Annotated in this window: 10 protein-coding genes; 2 read left to right on the forward strand and 8 right to left on the reverse strand. The window is 71.4% G+C overall.

What is annotated here, in order from left to right:
• Positions 1-89 precede the first annotated feature (89 nt).
• Together BJ991_RS16100 and BJ991_RS16105 are read right to left on the reverse strand one after the other, a co-directional pair.
• Positions 90-1,115 carry a substrate-binding domain-containing protein gene (locus BJ991_RS16100; RefSeq protein WP_179491663.1) on the reverse strand — a complete coding sequence of 342 codons (1,026 nt, stop codon included), beginning with the start codon at positions 1,113-1,115 and terminating at the stop codon, positions 90-92.
• Between the two features lie 100 nt (positions 1,116-1,215).
• On the reverse strand, positions 1,216-3,438 hold the full coding sequence (locus BJ991_RS16105; RefSeq protein WP_179491665.1) for an NADP-dependent isocitrate dehydrogenase: 2,223 nt from the start codon (positions 3,436-3,438) through the stop codon (positions 1,216-1,218).
• Between the two features lie 149 nt (positions 3,439-3,587).
• Between BJ991_RS16105 and BJ991_RS16110 the strand changes: the two genes are divergently transcribed.
• Positions 3,588-4,040 (forward strand): GNAT family N-acetyltransferase, encoded by a 453-nt coding sequence (locus tag BJ991_RS16110; protein WP_179491666.1) that lies wholly within the window; start codon positions 3,588-3,590, stop codon positions 4,038-4,040.
• A gap of 30 nt (positions 4,041-4,070) precedes the next feature.
• On the opposite strand, the gene BJ991_RS16115 is transcribed toward BJ991_RS16110, so the two are convergent.
• Positions 4,071-5,036 carry an acetylxylan esterase gene (locus BJ991_RS16115; RefSeq protein ID WP_179491667.1) on the reverse strand — a complete coding sequence of 322 codons (966 nt, stop codon included), beginning with the start codon at positions 5,034-5,036 and terminating at the stop codon, positions 4,071-4,073.
• Positions 5,037-5,084: 48 nt separating this feature from the next.
• Here BJ991_RS16115 and BJ991_RS16120 point away from each other — a divergent pair, with 48 nt between their 5' ends.
• Entirely contained in the window at positions 5,085-6,554 is a 1,470-nt protein-coding gene (locus BJ991_RS16120; RefSeq protein WP_179492896.1) for a glycoside hydrolase family 1 protein, read from the forward strand.
• A gap of 21 nt (positions 6,555-6,575) precedes the next feature.
• On the opposite strand, the gene BJ991_RS16125 is transcribed toward BJ991_RS16120, so the two are convergent.
• The 5 genes from BJ991_RS16125 to BJ991_RS16145 all read right to left on the reverse strand — a co-directional run bounded on the left by BJ991_RS16125 (position 6,576) and on the right by BJ991_RS16145 (position 14,876).
• Positions 6,576-8,390: an ABC transporter transmembrane domain-containing protein gene (locus BJ991_RS16125; RefSeq protein WP_179491668.1), complete on the reverse strand. Its 1,815-nt coding sequence runs from the start codon at positions 8,388-8,390 to the stop codon at positions 6,576-6,578.
• Positions 8,387-10,231, reverse strand: coding sequence for an ABC transporter ATP-binding protein (locus BJ991_RS16130; RefSeq protein WP_179491669.1), 1,845 nt, complete (start codon positions 10,229-10,231; stop codon positions 8,387-8,389). Before BJ991_RS16130 ends, BJ991_RS16125 begins: the two co-directional genes overlap by 4 nt.
• Before the next feature lie 317 nt (positions 10,232-10,548).
• Positions 10,549-11,037, reverse strand: a complete 489-nt coding sequence (locus BJ991_RS16135; RefSeq protein WP_179491670.1) for a methylated-DNA--[protein]-cysteine S-methyltransferase — start codon at positions 11,035-11,037, stop codon at positions 10,549-10,551.
• On the reverse strand, positions 11,034-12,596 hold the full coding sequence (locus BJ991_RS16140) for a DNA-3-methyladenine glycosylase 2 family protein (RefSeq protein ID WP_246301117.1): 1,563 nt from the start codon (positions 12,594-12,596) through the stop codon (positions 11,034-11,036). Before BJ991_RS16140 ends, BJ991_RS16135 begins: the two co-directional genes overlap by 4 nt.
• 234 nt (positions 12,597-12,830) lie before the next feature.
• The gene (locus BJ991_RS16145; protein ID WP_246301118.1) at positions 12,831-14,876 is read right to left on the reverse strand and encodes a hypothetical protein; all 2,046 of its coding nucleotides are present in this window, start codon (positions 14,874-14,876) and stop codon (positions 12,831-12,833) included.
• Positions 14,877-14,880 lie beyond the last annotated feature (4 nt).

Here is a 14,880-nt window from a genome sequence, read left to right on the forward strand (position 1 = left end):
TCGCGCTGTCAGATTAGGGGTGCCGAGGTCATCTTGTAAAGCGCTTTATCTCTCTTTCCGCGAAGAAGGCCGGAGAGCCCCCGCGCCGCTCAGACCGGGCCGGTCGAGCCGCGGATGACCAGCCGCGGAGTGGAGTCGAGGAAGGCCCCGGGCGGTGCGCCGTCGATCACGTCGAAGAGGCGCCGGGCCGCGTGCGCGCCGAACGCGACGACGTCGTGGGTCAGCGCCGTGAGGGTCGGGAACGTGTGGTCGCACAGAACGGAGTCGTCCCACGCGATGATCGACATGTCGGCGGGAACCCGCTTCCCCAGCTCCATCGCGACCGTCAGACCTGCCACCGCCATGACGTCGTTGTCATAGACGAACGCGGTGGGCGGGGCATCCGACTGCAGCGCATGGCGGGTCGCGGAGGCGCCGGCCTCGGGTGTGTAGTCGGTCCGCAGCAGCACCGCCTCCGCCCCCTCGGAAGCCATCTCCTCGACGAACGCCTCATCGCGGATGTGCGTGTGGGCGAACGGCGCGAGACCCGACACGCGGGCGATACGCCGGTGCCCGAGGCCCACGAGGTACTGCACGGCCTGCCGCATCGACGTCGCGTCGTCGGTCCACACGCTCGTGAGGCCTTTCGCGACGGCGGGGTCTCCGACCACGACGGCGGGCAGCGCGCCCGGCTCGGACGCGAGCTCGATGCGCGGGTCGTCGACGGCGAGGTCGACGAGCAGCACGCCGTCGACGCGCCGCGAGCGGCGCCACTTCTTGAGCGTCGCTATCTCGATCTCCTGAGACGGCACCACCTGCAGCAGCAGGCCGTACGACCGTCTCGACAGCTCGGACTCGAGTCCCGCGAGGAACCGCATGTAGAACGACTCGACGCCGAGATTGTGCGGATCGCGCGCGAGCACGAGGCCGAACGTGTCTGTCCGCGCCCCCGCGAGCGACCTCGCCGCGCTCGCGGGCGCCCACCCGAGCTCGTCGGCGACCTGGAGCACGCGCTCGCGCGTGGCATCCGATACGCCCTTGCGCCCGTTCAGCGCGAACGAGACCGCGCCGATCGACACACCCGCGCGCTCGGCGATGTCGGAGATCGTGACGCGCCCCCCGGGTTCCTTTCCCACGGGAAACACCTTCGCACGTCCGGAGCCCGCGAGGGCGGAAAGACGGGTGAAGCGGATGCCCCAGCCGAGGCATCCGCTTCACTCAGCGGCAGACCGGTCGTCAGTTCCCGATGCCGTCGACGATCGCGTTGAGCGTCGCGGACGGGCGCATGACCTTCTCGACGAGGTCGGGGTCGGGACGGTAATAGCCTCCGATGTCGGCCGGCGAGCCCTGCACGGCGAGCAGCTCGTCGACGATCTGCTGCTCGCTCTCGGCGAGCGCCTCGGCCACCGGCGCGAAAACGGCTGCCAGCTCGGCGTCGACCTGCTGGTTCGAGAGCTCGGTCGCCCAGTAGAGCGCGAGGTAGAAGTGGCTGCCGCGGTTGTCGATCGTGCCGAGAGCGCGGCCGGGGGACCTGTCGTTCTCGAGGAACGTGCCCGTCGCGGCGTCGAGCGTATCGGCGAGCACCTGCGCACGCACGTTGCCGGTGAAGTCCGCGTAGTGCTCGAGCGAGGCCGCGAGGGCGAAGAACTCGCCGAGCGAGTCCCACCGCAGGTAGTTCTCGGCGAGGAGCTGCTGCACGTGCTTCGGCGCCGATCCGCCCGCGCCGGTCTCGAAGAGGCCGCCGCCCGCGAGCAGCGGGACGATCGAGAGCATCTTGGCGCTCGTGCCGACCTCGAGGATCGGGAACAGATCGGTCAGGTAGTCGCGCAGCACGTTGCCGGTGACCGAGATCGTGTCCTCGCCCTTGCGCAGCCGGTCGAGCGAGTACTGCGTCGCCGCGGCCGGCGCGAGGATCTCGATCGTGAGGCCGTCGGTGTCGTGCTCGGCGAGATACTCGCGCACCTTCGCGATGAGCGCGCGGTCGTGCGAGCGCTGCTCGTCGAGCCAGAACACCGCAGGCGTGCCCGTCGCGCGTGCGCGTGTCACCGCGAGCTTGACCCAGTCGCGGATCGCGATGTCCTTCGTCTGGGTTCCGCGCCAGATGTCGCCGCGGTCGACGACGTGCTCGAGCAGCACGTCTCCGGCCGAGTCGACGACCTGCACGCGTCCCCGAGCGGCGATCTCGAACGTCTTGTCGTGGCTGCCGTACTCCTCGGCGGCCTGCGCCATGAGGCCGACGTTGGGGACGGTGCCCATCGACGCGGGGTCGAGCGGGCCGTGCGCGATGACGTCGTCGATCACGGTCTGGTAGACGCCGGCGTATGAGGAGTCGGGGATGACGGCGACCGTGTCGTCCTCACCACCGTCTGCGCCCCACAGCTTGCCGCCGTTGCGGACGAGCGCGGGCATCGAGGCGTCGACGATGACGTCGGAGGGCACGTGGAGGTTCGTGATGCCCTTGTCGGAGTTGACGTACGACAGGCGCGGGCCGTTCTTCATCGCGTCGTCGATCGCAGCCTTGATGGCGTCACCGCCCTCGAGCTCGCCGAGACCCGTGAGGATCGCGCCCAGGCCGTCGTTCGGCGTGAGGCCCGCCTCGGCGATCTTGTCGCCGTGGCGATCGAACACGTCGGCGAAGTACGCCTTGACGACGTGGCCGAAGATGATCGGGTCGCTGACCTTCATCATCGTGGCCTTGAGGTGCACCGAGTAGAGCACGTCGTCGGCCTTGGCTGTCTCGAGCGTGTCGGCGAGGAACGCGTCGAGCGCCCGGGCCGAGAGGAACGTGCCGTCGACGATCTCGCCGGGGAGCACCTTGATGCCCCCCTTGAGCGGGGTGACCGTGCCGTCCTCGGCGACGTGCTGGATCGTGAGCACGTCGTCGGACGGGACGACCGTCGTCTGCTCGTTCGAGCGGAAGTCGTCCTGGCCCATCGTGACGACGCGCGTCTTCGAGCCCTCGGCGAACGGCTTGTTGCGGTGCGGGTGCTTGCGCGCGTAGTTCTTGACCGACAGCGGAGCGCGCCGGTCGCTGTTGCCCTCGCGCAGCACCGGGTTCACGGCCGAGCCCTTGATGCGGTCGTAGCGCGCCCGGATGTCCTTCTCTTCGAGCGTCTCGGCCTCGTCGGGATAGTCGGGGACGTCGTAGCCCTTCGACTGCAGCTCCGCGATCGCGGCCTTCAGCTGCGGGATGGACGCCGAGATGTTGGGGAGCTTGATGATGTTCGCCTCGGGCAGCGTCGCGAGCCCGCCCAGCTCGGCGAGAGCGTCGCCCACCTGCTGCTCGGCGGTCAGTCGCTGCGGGAACGCGGCCAGCACCCGACCCGCCAGCGAGATGTCGCGCGTCTCGATGTCGACCCCCGCCTGACGGGTCACCGCCTGCACGATCGGCAGGAGCGAAGCGGTCGCGAGAGCCGGGGCCTCGTCCGTGTAGGTGTAGATGATGGTGGAGTCGGTCACCGGTTCCGTCTTTCGTCTCGGGGCGTCGTGCCAGCCTATCGCAATCGCGAAAGTATCTTGATATCGAGATACTTCGGCCCGCATGAATTCCCTGTGAAGGTCGGGGTCGAACATGGCCGGATGCGCCGGGCCTCCATTAGCCTGGGGCAATGGCTGAGCTCCGACTGGAAGAACTGTCCGCCTCGACGATCGTCGCGGTCAACAACATGTCGCTCAAGCCCGGCCAGGAGGAGTTCCTCTCGCCGGTGAGCTACGGCATCGCCGCCACGGTCGTGAACCCTCAGACGTCGTGGCAGCGCGTCGTGCTCGACGGCGACGACGTCGTCGCGTTCGTGAGCGCGAACTTCGACCCCGACTTCCCCCAGGAGCACTTCCGCTCCGTTCTGTGGCGCATCAACGTCGACGCCGACGATCAGGGCCGAGGCGTCGGCCGGTACGCGGTCGAGGCCCTGCTCGACGAGGCGCGCAAGCGGGGCATGGAGAAGGTGAACGTCATCTACGAGGCGGGCGAAGGCGGGCCCGAGGCATTCTTCAAGCGCGTCGGCTTCACGCCGGTCGGCGAGACGGAGTACGGCGAGGTCATCGCCGAGATCAAGCTCTGAGAGCGGATGCCGCAGCTGCGGCATCCGTCGTCACAGCCGGTCGCGCAGCCATGCCACCTGCCGCACCCATTGGTGCGCCTGCCCGCCCTCGTGCCCGTTGTAGGCGTATACGACGATCTCGCGGTCCTCGGCGGCGAGCCGGTTGTACGCGGCGAAGACGGTCGACGGCAGCACGATGTCGTCCATGAGCGCGACCGAGAAGAGCGAGGGCACGGTGACGCGCCGCGCGAGCACGGCGCCGTCGAAGTACGAGAGCGTGCGGAAGACCTGATCGGAGAGGTCCCGGTGCACGCCGAGGAACTGGGTGATCTCGGTGAAGGGGTTGCGCGGCGTGAGTGCGACCGCCCGCGGGAAGTCGCACAGGAAAGGCACGTCGGGCATCGCGCCGCGAAGGTCGCGCACGAGGCTCGCGACCGCGATCGCGATGCCGCCGCCCTGGCTGCCGCCGGTGACCGCGACGCGTGACGCGTCGACGAACGGCAGCTCGCGCACGGCGTCCACGAGCCGCACCCCGTCGGTGAAGACGCGGCGGTAGTAATACGTCTCGGGATCGAGGACCCCGCGCGTCATGAAGCCGGGCATCGCGGGTCCTGAGCCGTGCGGATCGGGCGTGTCCCCGCCCGTTCCGTGGGCGCTCCCCTGCCCGCGCGTGTCCATGAGCACGTGGACGAAGCCCGCGGCCGCCCACTGCAGTCGCTCGCCAGGGAGGCCGCGGCCGCCGCCGTAGCCGACGTACTCGACGACGGCCGGGAGCGCGGCATCCGTCCGAGGCCTGGTCACCCAGGCGCGGACGGGCTCTCCGCCGAATCCGGGGAACGCGAGATCTTCGATGACGAGTTCGGTGATCGGCGTCGCGGCGGGCGTCAGGTCGTAGCCACTCCCGGCCGAACGCGCCTGGGCGATAGTGGTCGACCAGAAGGCGTCGAGATCGGCGGGTTCGGGGAGGTCGGGTCGGTAGGTGCGGAGGTCGTCGAGCGTCAGGTCGGTGAACGGCACGGCGACACGATACAGCGGATGCCCCGCCTCCGTCGTCGCAACGATTCGATGCGGTCGTTCGCGACGTGGAACGATGGGCCCGTGGCGACCACTGCAGCCCGCGCGGACTACCGCGACTCGGGCCTCGAGTTCCCTCCCGGCTTCACGTTCGGCTCGGCGACCGCCGCCTACCAGGTCGAAGGCGCAGCGAACGAGGACGGACGCGGACCGTCGATCTGGGACACGTTCAGCCGCACGCCCGGCAAGGTGTGGAACGGCGACACGGGCGACGTCGCGTGCGACCACTACCACCGTTGGGAGAGCGACCTCGACCTCATGGGCGAGCTCGGGCTCGGGGCGTACCGGTTCTCGATCGCGTGGCCGCGCATCCTCCCCTCGGGACGGGGCGAGGTGAACCGCAGGGGCGTCGACTTCTACTCGCGCCTCGTCGACGGGCTGCTGGAGCGCGGCATCCGTCCCGTCGCGACCCTGTACCACTGGGACCTGCCGCAGGCGCTCGAGGACGAGGGCGGGTGGACGGCGCGTTCGACCGCGGATGCCTTCGAGGACTACGCCCGGATCATGGGCGAGGCGCTCGGCGACCGTGTGCACACGTGGACGACGCTCAACGAGCCGTGGTGCTCGGCGTACCTCGGGTACGGGCAGGGCGGTCACGCTCCCGGGAGGCACGAGCCGGCATCCGCCCTCGCCGCGGTGCACCATCTCAACCTCGCACACGGGCGCGCCGTGCAGGCGCTGCGGGCGACGTCGACCGGTTCGCCGGAGTACTCGATCACGCTCAACTTCCACGTGCTGCGCCCCGGCGGGGAGGGTGCCGCCGAGGCGATGCGCCGCGCCGACGCGCTCGCCAACCGCGCGTTCACGCACCCGCTGCTGCGGCGCGAGTACCCCGCCGACCTGCTCGACGACACGAAATCGGTCACCGACTGGTCGTTCGTGCGCGACGGCGACCTCGCGACGATCAACCAGCCGATCGACGTGCTCGGGGTGAACTACTACTCCACGGCGACCGTCCGGGCGTGGGACGGCGTCTCGCCGAGGCAGATGAACGATGGGCACAAGGGCGACGCCGGCGGGACCGCCTGGCCCGGGAGCGACCAGGTGCTCGAGTTCATCCAGCAGCCGGGGCCGTACACCGCGATGGGCTGGAACATCGCCCCGGAGGGTCTTGAAGAGCTGCTCGTGTCGTTGTCGGAGCAGTTCCCCGGCCAGCCGCTCATGGTCACCGAGAACGGCGCCGCGTTCGACGACGTGGTCTCGGCGGACGGCTCGGTGCCCGACCCAGAACGCCTCGACTACCTGCGCCGCCACCTCACCGCCGCGCACCGCGCGCTGCAGCGCGGCGTCGACCTGCGCGGATACTTCGTGTGGTCGCTCCTCGACAACTTCGAGTGGGGCTACGGCTACGCGAAGCGCTTCGGCATCGTGCGGGTCGATTTCGACACGCTCGAGCGCACCGTCAAGGACAGCGGCCGGTGGTTCGCGGAACTGGCGAAGACACGGCGGATCCCGACGTAGCACCGGGATCCGCCGTCGTCGTCACACGAGCGACTCGCGCCACGCCGCGTGCAGCTGCGCGAACTTCCCCGTCCCCGCGATGAGGGTCTCCGGGGCGTCATCCTCGATGATCCGGCCGTGCTCCATCACGAGCACGCGGTCGGCGATCGCGACCGTCGACAGGCGGTGCGCGATGATGATCGCCGTGCGATCGGCCAGGAGCGTCTGCAGCGCCTCCTGGATCATCCGCTCGCTCGGGATGTCGAGCGACGCCGTCGCCTCGTCCAGGATCAGCACCGCCGGGTTCGCCAGGAACGCGCGCGCGAACGAGATCAGCTGGCGCTGACCCGCCGACACGCGGCCGCCGCGCTTGTTCACGTCGGTGTCGTACCCGTCCGGGAGGCGCTCGATGAAGGCATCCGCCCCCACCGCGCGCGCCGCGGCGCGGATCTCGTCGAGCGTCGCATCCGGCTTGCCCAGCGAGATGTTGTCGGCGACCGTGCCGCTGAACAGGTACGCCTCCTGCGTGACCATGACGATCGCGCGACGGAGGTCCTTCGGGTGCAGGCGCCTGAGATCGACGCCGTCGAGGCTCACCGAGCCCTGCGTCGGATCGTAGAACCGCGACACGAGCTTCGCGAGCGTCGACTTGCCGGCACCCGTCGTGCCCACGAGCGCGACGGTCTCGCCGGCGGGGATCTCGAGCGAGAAGTCCGGCAGGATCAGGCGGTCCTTGGAGTAGCCGAAGCTCACGTGGTCGAAGGTGACCGTGCCGCGCGCCGTCCACAGGTCGACCGGGTCGGTCGGGTCGGGCACGGTCGGCTCCTCCTCCAGCACGCCCGAGACCTTCTCGAGCGCCGCCGTCGCCGACTGGTACGAGTTCAGGAAGAACGCGACCTCCTGCAGCGGCGAGAAGAAGTTCCGCACGTACAGCACGGCAGCCAGCAGCGTTCCGATCGCGAGCGCGCCGTCGGCGACGCGGATGCCGCCCCACAGCACGACGAGGGCAATCGAGACGGATGCCACGGCCATCAGCCCAGGCTCGAACGCGCCGAACAGGCGGATCGTCCGCATGTTCACCTCGCGGTAGTCGCTCGCGAGACCGCTGAACTCGCCGTCGTTGCGCGGCTCCTTGCGGAACGCCTTGACGGCGCGGATGCCGGTCATCGTCTCGACGAACTTGACGATGACCTTCGCACTCACGACGCGCGACTCTCGGTACGCGACCTGCGAGCTGCGGTAGAACCAGCGCATCAGCACGTACAGCGGCAGACCCATCGCGACGACGATGAGACCCGACTGCCAGTCCAGCAGCAGCAGCGCGATCAGGGTGAACCCGCCGTACAGGATGCCCGAGACGAGCTCATTGAGGCCGCCGTCGAGCAGCTCGCGGATCGTATCGAGGTCGCTTGTCTGGCGGGAGATGATGCGGCCAGACGTGTAGGACTCGTGGAACTCGAGGCTCAGTCGCTGCGTGTGCAGGAAGATGCGCTTGCGCAGGTCGAGGAGCACGGCCTGCGTCAGCCGTGCCGCGACGACGACGTACCAGCCGATGAGGGCCGCACCGCCGAGTGCCGACACCAGGTACACGGCGACGACGAGGATCGTCGGCATCCAGTCCATGCGCTCGACGGCCGCCGGCAGCGCGTTGTTGAGGCCGAACGCGATGAGCGCCGGGCCGATGACGCGCAGCACGGTCGACACGACCAGCACGACCGCCGCGAGCACGAGCTGCCAGCGCACCGGCGAGATGAGCGATCCCAGCAGACGCAGCGAGCGGCGCCGGACGGCGCGGCTCTCCTCGCGCGTGTAATCGGAGCGGTCTTCGCCGCTCGTTCCGACGACGGTGGTGCTCACAGGTTCACCTCCAGCGGTTCCTGTTCCTGGTGGAGGGCGCGCTTGCGCGCCTCATCGATCTCGAGGCTCGAGATCACGTGACGGTAGTGCTCGCTGCGACGCAGCAGCTCGGAGTGCCCGCCTACGGCCGTGATGCGGCCGCCCTCGAGCAGCGCGACGCGGTCGGCGAGCATCACCGTGGACGGACGGTGCGCGACCACGAGCGCGGTCGTGTCGTGCAGCACCTCGCGAAGCGCGTCCTCGACGAGGGCCTCGGTGTCGACGTCGAGGGCCGACAGCGGGTCGTCGAGCACGAGCACCGACGGGCGGGCGGCGACCGCGCGCGCGAGCGCGAGCCGCTGGCGCTGGCCCCCCGAGAGGCTCAGCCCCTCTTCGCCGATGATGGTGTCGGCGCCGTCGGGCAGGTCGTCGACGAAGCCCGCCTGCGCGACCTGGAGCGCCTCGCGCAGCACGGCCTCGGCCTCGGGGCTGCCCGGCTCGAGGTCCTCGCGGCCGAGCAGCACGTTGTCGCGGACCGACTGCGAGAACAGCGTCGCGTCCTCGAAGGCCATGCCCACGTGCCGGCGCAGCTCGGCGAGCGTCAGGTCGCGCACGTCGACGCCGTCGAGCGTGACGCGTCCGCCGGTGACGTCGTACAGGCGCGCGGGCAGCGTCGTCAGGGTCGTCTTGCCCGACCCCGTGAGCCCCACAAGCGCCATGGTCTCGCCGGGACGCAGCACGAGGTCGATGCCGTCGAGCAGATCGCGCTCGTTCGGCGACGCGTCCTGGTAGCGGAAGTGCACCCCCTCGAACGCGAGCTCGCCGCGCACGCGATCGAGCGTAGCGGGCGACTCGGGGTCGGTGATCGGGTTGTCCTCGTCGAACACCTCGAACAGACGGTCGGTCGCCGTGCGCGCGTCGAGCGTGAACGAGAACAGGAAGCCGATCGACTCCATCGGCCACCGCAGCACGGTCGCCATCGCGAAGAACGCGAACAGCTCGCCGACATTCAGCTGGCCGGTCGCGTTGAGGTAGATCCCGACGCCGAGGCACAGCGCGAAGGCGATGTCGGGCAGCAGCACGAGCCAGAACCAGATCCAGCCGATCGCACCCGCCTTGCGCAGCTCGGTGCCGCGCAGCGTCTCGGCCTGGCGCGTGAACTTCTGCAGCGCGTGCTTGCCGCGGCCGAAGGCCTTGAGCACGCGGATGCCGTGGACGCTCTCCTCGACCGAGGTCGCGAGGTCGCCCGCCTGGTCCTGGCTCTGGCGCGTGAGCGTGCCGTAGGTCTTCTCGAAGCGGTAGCCGGCGTACCAGATCGGCAGCGAGCACACGATGAAGACCGTGCCCAGCAGCCAGTGCCAGCGGAACAGCAGAGCGAGGCCCACCGCGATCGTGAGCACGTTGACGATCAACAGGATGACGCCGAACGCCATCCAGCGGCGCAGCATGCTGATGTCCTGCATCATGCGGCTCAGCAGCTGGCCGGACTGCCACCGGTCGTGGAAGGCGACCGGCAGCCGCTGCAGGCGACGGTAGAACGTCGTGCGCAGGTCGTACTCGACCTGCGTCGCGGGCGCGAGCACGAACCAGCGGCGAGCCCACACCATGGCGGCCTCGAGCAGCCCGAGCACGAGCACGGCGACCGCGCCCCACGTGATGAGGGCGAGGTCGCCCGACGCGATCGGGCCGCGCACGACGGCCTCGAGCACGAGCGGGATTCCGAGGGCGAGCAGGCTCGCGAGCAGCGCGCTCACCGCGCCCAGGGCGAGCCGCGGCAGGACGGGCTTGGCGTACGGGATCAGGCGCGCGAGCGCGCGCGGAGTGGACAGGCGGGACCGTTGCGGTTCAGCGGTGGTGGTCATGATCCTTGCGGGGTCCTGATGGACGGTGGATGCGAGCCCCGGTCGGGGCGATGAGGTGAGCGCAGAGCGCGACTCAGGGCGGATTCTCTCGATAGGAGAGGGAACGCTCCTGGCTGAGGCGATATGCCTGGCGGCGCGAAGCCGGCGGCGTGCTATCCCTGAACGCGGGGGCTGCCCAGACGGATGCCGAGAGCGACGTATGCGAACTGGGCGACGATAACGGCCTTGTGCATGGCGTCCTCCTCTGGATCCGGCTGAGTGCCGCGCATGGCGCGACAGCCCTCCAGCCTATACCTGTGAGTTCGCTGGACGCAAGGTCATGCGGCGGCTTCGCGCGCGAGGAGGCTGCGCTTGACGTCGACTCCCCATGCGAAGCCGCCCATCGCTCCCCCTGTGCGCAGCACGCGGTGGCACGGCACGAAGAGCGCGGGAGCGTTTCGCGCGCAGATCGCCGCGACCGCGCGCACGGCGGAGGGACGGCCCAGCAGCGCAGCGAACTCGGCGTAGGTGAGCGGATGCCCCGGCTCGATCGACCGCAGCGCGTGCCAGCCGTCCAACTGGAGCGGCGTGCCGTCCTGCACGACCTCGACCGTGTCGATGGCCGAGAGGTCGCCGTCGTAGTACGCGAGGACGGCGGCCGCGGCATCCGTCTCGCCTTCCGTCACCGACGACGGTGCGCGCCGCACGCGCGCGAGGATCGCGTCGGGGTCGGCGGTCCAGCCGGACGCGAGCACGCGCTCTCGCTCGTCGGCGAGGATCGTGAAGGCGCCGTCGGGGGTCTCGATGGTCTGCAGGTTGGCGGTCATGATCCGTCCTTCGGGGTCTCGGTGCGGCGGCGCGGGGAGCGCGGCCGGGCGGGGGCGTTGCGCCACAGGTGTGCGGTCAGGTAGCTGCGCCACGGCGCCGTGCGGGCGGCCCACGCCGTGAAGCCTCTGGGGTCGGTGGGGATGCCGGCTGCGGCCGCGCCGGAGCGGACCGCGACGTCGCCGGGGAGGGTGATGTCGGGGTCGCCGAGCACGCGCATGCGCACGTAGTCGGCGGTCCACGGGCCGACGCCGGGCAGTGCGAGCAGGTCCGCGCGCTGCTCAGCGGTGTCGTCGCCCGAGGTGAGCGCGAGGGTCCCATCGGCGAGCGCCGCCGCGGCGCCCGTGATCGCGCGGATGCGGGCGGCGGGACCGCGCAGCACCTCGTGGCCCCGCTCGGCGATCGCGGCCATCGTGGGGAACAGGCGCACGGTCGCGCCGGCGCTCTCGTCGCCGGTCTCGGGATCCGTCCCGCCGAGCCCCGTGACCGGTTCGCCGAGCGCATCCGCCAGCGCGGTGAGCGCCGTGCGGGCCGCTGCGACCGTGATCTGCTGCCCCACCATCGCGCGGACGAGCATCTCGTGCGGGTCGGCCGCACCGGCCACGCGGATGCCGGGGACGCGAGCGACGAGCGGCTGCAGCTCCGGATGCCGCGACAGCGCCTCGTCGACCGCGAGCGGGTCCGCGTCGAAGTCGAACAGGCGCCGCGCCCGCGCGACGAGCGTCGAGAGGTCGCCGAGGTGCGCGAGCCGCGCGCGCAGGCGCACGTGGCCGGCGTCGTCGACGCGGAGCTCGAACCACGCGGGTCCGCCCGGAAGGCGCAGGGTGCGCGCGAAGCTCGTCGCCGTCGAGTGCTCGACGCCCGGGAGCGCACGCGCGCCCATCCAGGCGAACAGCCCCGCAGCGTCGAGGGGTCCGCGGTGCGGGAGCACGAGGTCGATCGCGCCGAGGGCGTGGTCCGACGCGCCGTGGCGGGTCATCCTGCGGCGGGCGCGCAGCTCGAGCGGCGACACGCCGAACACCTCGCGCACGGTGTCGTTGAACTGGCGCACGCTCGTGAAGCCCGCCGAGAACGCGACGTCCGCCGCCGGCAGGTCGGTGCCCACGAGCAGCATTCGCGCGGTGTGCGCCCGCTGCGCCCGCGCGAGGGCGAGGGGCCCGGCGCCGAGCTCGGCTGTGAGCAGTCGCGTGAGGTGACGCGGCGAGTACCCGAGGCGCCGGGCGAGCCCGGGGACGCCCTCGCGCTCGACCACGCCGTCGGCGATGAGGCGCATCGCGCGGCCCGCCGTGTCGCCCCGCAGGTTCCACTCGGGCGAGCCCGGCGCGGCCTCGGGCAGGCAGCGCTTGCACGCGCGGTACCCCGCCTCGTGCGCGGCCGCACTCGTCGGGTAGAACGTCACGTTCGAGGGCTTCGGGGTGCGCGCGGGACAGCTCGGCCGGCAGTAGATGCCGGTGGAGCGCACGGCCGTAACGAACTGCCCGTCGAACCGCGCGTCGCGCGAGTCGATCGCGCGGTAGCGCTCGTCGAACGTCATCGCGGGACGCGTGGTCGTGATCGTCATGCGTCCAGCCTGTCACGCCCCGACGACATCGGCTGGCGGAAATCGGACACGGCTGTGGGCGGCCGCGAAGCCCCCGCCGCCGTGCCGGGCGTAGGAGATGGCGCAAGGGCAGGAGCCTTCCGAGCCGTTCGGTCCTGCGCCCGCACCATCTCCTACGACGAGCGCACCGGCGGCTGAGGCCACCGCCGAAACGGGTGCCGGGGCGCCGCATCCGCGGCCGCCCCGGCACCGCCCTCACGACGTCGCGATCGCGAACCCGCCGGCCGGTACGACGACCGTCCGCGAGCCGCGGACGGTCGTCTCGCGCACCTGCCCCCCATGCGAGTCGAACACGATCACGTGCGTCGTGGTCCCGTCCGCGCCGACGCGCGTCGGCTGCGGCACTGCTGCGCTCGAATGCACGAGCTCCACGCGGCCGCCCTCCCCCGCGAGCGCGAGTCGCGAGATGACCGGTCGCACGAGGACGCCGTCGAGCATGAGGTCGCCCGACAGCGCGTCGACGCGCAGCGCCGACCGGTCACCGAGCGCGGGGAGCTGCAGCGACCTTGGCCACAGCACGCCCGGCGTGGGCGACACGCCCTGCTCCGGTCCCTCCTCGTGCAGCACGCCGAGCGGCACGTTGCCCGCGCGCCACACCGACGTGCTGGACTCGCCCGGCGCCGACCACACGACGGGCTCGACCCAGCGGCGTGTCGGGTCTGTCCCGATGTCGAACACGGCGCTCGAGCCGCGCGGCAGCGTCAGCGCTTGACCCGCCCACAGCGACTCGCCCGTCCATGCCTCGGGCGTGGTCACTGTTCCGCCGGTGGTCGTCCCGCTCTCGGCCTGCACGAGCCGCAGGCCCTCGCGTGAGGCGACCTCGGTGAGCGCGGACGTGCGTTCGCCGAGCCCCGGTCGCGCGTCGAGCGCGAGCATCGTGAGCAGCCCGTGGATCGTGCTCTCCGCGCCGCTGTTGCGATTGACCCGGCCGTCGGCCTCGAGTCCGTCGAAGGTCACGCCCGTGGCGGGGTCGTACATCCGCTCCCCCGCGTGATTGGCCCCGAAGAACCACGCCGCCTGCATGACGGCGAGCTCGGTGAAGCCGGGCGCCCCCGTCGCGTCGGCGACCGCGAAGAGCGACTGCACGCGCGAGTCCGCGCCGTACGCGATCTGCACGCGCTCGGTCGGCGTCGGCAGCCACCCGTTGTCGGGCCCGCCCGCGGTCATGAGGGTCGGCGTGAACGAGGCGGAGTCGCGGACGGCCGGCTCGACGAGCGACGGGTCGTCGAGAGCCACGGATGCCCCGGCCAACGCCGCCGGCATCTGCGAGCCCCACGCGTGCCACAGCGAGCGCGCGGGCGCCCACGGCAGCAGCGCGCCGTACGGCCACGAGCGCCTGTCGCCCGCGTTCAGCGCCGCGATGCCCTCCGCGAGCTTGCGCAAAGCCTCGGCCGCGGCGGTGTCGTCGGGCTGCGCCTCGACGTGCGCGGCGAGGCCCAGGACGGCCTCGGCCGAGGCATCCGCCCCGTCGACGATCAGCCACTGCGGCACGCGCAGCCCGTCGGCCTCTGCCCACTGGCCGTACCGGATGAGCACCTGGCGGTCGACCGCCTCGATCGCGAGCGCGAGCCGGTCGTCGAGGAAGGCCGCGAACTCCGGGTCGGCGTCCGCGAAGGCGGCGTGGCCCTCGCCGAAGGCCCAGATCGTGCGGGCGAGCCAGTAGCTCGGACCCGAGTCGGACGGATCGGGCAGCTCGACGGGCTCGGCCGACGGGTTGAGGGTGCCGTCGGGCTGCATCCACAGCACGACGTTGCCCGCGTTCGGGCCGTCCACGGTCTGCAGGTACGCGAGCGACCGCAGCAGCTCGTACGCCTTGTCGCGGCTCGACGCCTCGCCCGTCTGCTCCCAGTGGCGCACGTAGACGACGGCGGCGCGCGAGATGTCGTCCGCGTTGTACGCGCCCTGCTTCCAGTGGCCGGTCACGGGGTCGGGCGGACCTCCGCCGCCGATGCGCTCGAACGTGCCGCCGGGGCGCGCGTCCGCGTACGTCCACGGCATCACGAGGGCCGGCTCCTCCGCGAGCCGGTACGTCGTGTGGCCCTCGACGTCGGCGGGCGGCGTCGCCTCGTCGAGCAGGAAGTCGAGGTGCGCGAGGTTCGTGAGCGGCCCCTGGACCGCCTGGGCCGGCGTCGGCCCTACCGGCGCGGCCAGCGCCGCTCCGGGCAGCGACAGCGCCAGTGCGACGGCCGCCGCCCCGGCGATCGCCCCGCGCGTGCGGGCGGGGCGGAGCATCCGGTTCATGTTC

This window comes from Microbacterium immunditiarum, from assembly GCF_013409785.1.
Classification (GTDB): Bacteria; Actinomycetota; Actinomycetes; order Actinomycetales; family Microbacteriaceae; genus Microbacterium; species Microbacterium immunditiarum.

Coding starts and splice junctions, on each gene's coding strand:
- BJ991_RS16145 (WP_246301118.1), bottom strand. CDS start 14,876: ATGAACCGGATGCTCCGCCCCGCCCGCACGCGCGGGGCGATCGCCGGG.
- BJ991_RS16120 (WP_179492896.1), top strand. CDS start 5,085: ATGCGGTCGTTCGCGACGTGGAACGATGGGCCCGTGGCGACCACTGCA.
- BJ991_RS16140 (WP_246301117.1), bottom strand. CDS start 12,596: ATGACGATCACGACCACGCGTCCCGCGATGACGTTCGACGAGCGCTAC.
- BJ991_RS16130 (WP_179491669.1), bottom strand. CDS start 10,231: ATGACCACCACCGCTGAACCGCAACGGTCCCGCCTGTCCACTCCGCGC.
- BJ991_RS16135 (WP_179491670.1), bottom strand. CDS start 11,037: ATGACCGCCAACCTGCAGACCATCGAGACCCCCGACGGCGCCTTCACG.
- BJ991_RS16110 (WP_179491666.1), top strand. CDS start 3,588: ATGGCTGAGCTCCGACTGGAAGAACTGTCCGCCTCGACGATCGTCGCG.